This window comes from Streptomyces sp. NPDC057654 (genome assembly GCF_042800135.1).
Lineage (GTDB): Bacteria > Actinomycetota > Actinomycetes > Streptomycetales > Streptomycetaceae > Streptomyces.
Map to the genome: position 1 here is coordinate 1 of NZ_JBHVHQ010001066.1, position 2,606 is coordinate 2,606.

A 2,606-nucleotide genomic window follows, 5' to 3' on the forward strand; every position below is an offset into this window, starting at 1 on the left:
TGGCGTTCTTCAGCCGCTTCTGCCCGTCCATCCCGACGTCCGGGATGATCAGATGGCGCGAGTACCTGCGGACCTCATCGACGGTGAGCTCGGCAGCCGGCTCGACCAGGGGTGGCAGCGACACGGGGACTCCGTTGGTCGGTGGACGGGACCGGCCCCGCTCACGCGGGGCACTTCTCCCCGTAACACTGCCACGCCCCTCCTCATTCCGAGACACCAGGTCCGATGCGCGAGACGATCTCGTCCCAGTAGCCGGGCATCGCCTCCCAGGCGCCGCCTCCGCCCGCCGCACCGGCCGCTCCCGCCGCGCCCACCGCTCCCGGGCGCGGCGAACGGTCCGTGAAGTAGACCGTTCCCGCGCCCTGCCAGCGGGCGATGCGCAGGGCCTCCTCCAGATGCGGGCGCGGCACGCCGTGCACGAGGTGGCAGAACCGCTCGGGCGGATAGTCCGCGGTCCACTCGGCGACCTGGGACCACCGGTAGTCGGACCACGCCCCTTCGAAGGTCACCAACTGGTCCCCGCTCTCCACATATCCGGGGAACGGCTGCGCGCCGTGGGCGAGGACGACGTACGAGCGGTCCAGCAGCGCGCGCAGGGTGGCCGCCGTGCGGCGCACCTCCGGGAGGCCGGAGCGCTCCGTGGGACAGCGGTCCAGATAGAAACCGTCGACCTTGTACCAGTCCAGGAAGCGGTGCGCGTCCGAGACCAGTTCGCCGAAGGGGCGGGCGCCCTCGCGCACGTCCAGATGGCCCAGGACGCGCACCCCGGCGTCGCGCAGCCGCCCGGCGACGGCCAGGCAGTACGGGTCCGGGCGGGCGCCCGGCCCCTGGGCGACGTTGAGCACGGACCAGTCCAAGGGCGCGCCGGGGCAGAGCAGTTCGCCCCACTCGACGGGCGCGACCATCGGGTGGGCGAAGCCGGGCACGCCGATCCCCAGCCGCTTCGGTCCGTCCGGGGCGGGGCACTGCGGCGCCGCCCTGGGGGTCGCCCCCGCCCGCTGCACCCGCGCGGCGATCCCGCGCGGCATCAGATACGACATGCCGCCTCCATCCAGATGTCCGCCAAGGACTCCTCCAGGGCGATCCGCGGCCGCCAGCCGAGCCGGTCGCGGGCGGTGCGCACGTCCGCCTGCTGCCAGCTTCCGCAGCCGTCCGGGTAGGGGTAGGCGGGCGCGTTGACCGGTTGCTCGCGTTCGCCGGGCCCGCCGCGCGGGTTGGGCACGTCCATCTCGTGCAGCGTCCCGGTGAAGCCCGCGACGCGGGCGAGGACGGCCGCCGCGTCGCGCAGCCGCACCGCGCGGCCGGTACCGATGTTGACGACGCCCTGCGCCGCCGACAGGGACGCCGCGTGCACGGCGCGGGCCACGTCCCGTACGTCCACGAAGTCCCGCTGCACGCCGAGGCCGCTGAGCTTCAGCTCGGTCTCGCCGCTCTGCATCGCGCGCCGCATCGCCTCCGCCAGTCGCCCCAGCGGGGACCCGGCGGGGGTGCCGGGGCCGACGGGCGAGAAGACCCGCAGCACCACGGCGTCGAGGTCCGAGCCGAGCACCAGTTCCGTCCCGGCGAGCTTGCTCACCCCGTACGGGCCGCCGGGGCGCGGCACCGCGTCCTCGGCCGTCGAGGAGCCCGGCTGCGAGGGCCCGTACTCCGCCGAGCACCCGATCTGCACCAGGCGCGCCCCGCAGCCGCTGCGGCGCAGCGACTCGCAGACCGTGGCGACGGAGACGGTGTTGTGCCGGGTCAGCTCGCGCGCGCCGCCGCGCGTCGTACCGGCGCAGTTGATCACCACGCCGGGGTGCACGGCGTCCAGGAACCTGGTCAGCGCGCCGGGGCTGCCGGTGGACAGGTCGAACCGGACGTCGGCGTCGTCGGCGCGGCCGAGCGCCGTGAGCTGGACGGCGGGATCGGCGAGCAGCCGGTCGGCCACATACCGGCCGAGGTAGCCATTGGCGCCGAGCAACAGAGCCCTCATCGGTCACGCCCTCGCTCCCACTCGGCCGGCCCCGAGGGCTCCGGGGCCCTCTTCGCCACTCTGCTGGTGGGTCGAACGGTCATGTGCGTTGCTCCTCAAGGTGATGGACACCCGACCGGGACCACCCCGGCCGAGCGATCGAACCCGGCCCCGAGCCCGTAGGGCGTACGGACTCCCGCCCGCGCCGGGCGCAAGGGCCGACGCGCGCCCGGCGTACGGCTCCGCGCCGCTGCCCGGCGCACCGGTCCGGGGACGGGCGGCGTACGGGCGCACGGCCTGGCGCGCACAGCGGCCTACGCGCGTACCGCGTACGAGCTCCGGCCCGCCCCGGGCCGGCGGCCTTACGTGCGTACGGCGTGCGGGCCTCCGCCCGCGCCCTCCACGCGCCCCCACGCCCGTGCCCCCAGCGGGCCCCGCCCGCCCCCGTCCAGCCCGTCACATCTGCCCCGGCAGGGGCGTGGTGTGGGCGGTGGCCCGGGTGAGGGCAGGGAGGGAGTGGGTCAGGAGAGCGAGGGCGGCGAGGGTGCAGGCGGCTGTGGGGACGGCTGTCGGGCCATGGGCGGCGACCAGCTCGGTGACGGGGCGGGCGATCGCCTCACAGCCCGGCAGGCGGGCGATGAGTACGGCGCACACG

General features: G+C 75.7%; 2 protein-coding genes and 2 pseudogenes. All 4 read right to left on the bottom strand.

What is annotated here, in order from left to right; all coding sequences use genetic code 11:
* Nucleotides 1–124 (bottom strand): annotated as a pseudogene (locus tag ACFU99_RS40430) (adenylyltransferase/sulfurtransferase MoeZ); the annotation flags it as partial.
* A gap of 79 nt (nt 125–203) precedes the next feature.
* Nucleotides 204–1,040 (bottom strand): spherulation-specific family 4 protein, encoded by an 837-nt coding sequence (locus ACFU99_RS40435; RefSeq protein ID WP_384402801.1) that lies wholly within the window; start codon nt 1,038–1,040, stop codon nt 204–206.
* The gene (locus ACFU99_RS40440; RefSeq protein WP_384402804.1) at nt 1,028–1,972 is read right to left on the bottom strand and encodes an NAD-dependent epimerase/dehydratase family protein; all 945 of its coding nucleotides are present in this window, start codon (nt 1,970–1,972) and stop codon (nt 1,028–1,030) included. Before ACFU99_RS40440 ends, ACFU99_RS40435 begins: the two co-directional genes overlap by 13 nt.
* 435 nt (nt 1,973–2,407) lie before the next feature.
* Nucleotides 2,408–2,606: pseudogene (locus ACFU99_RS40445) on the bottom strand (hypothetical protein); the annotation flags it as partial.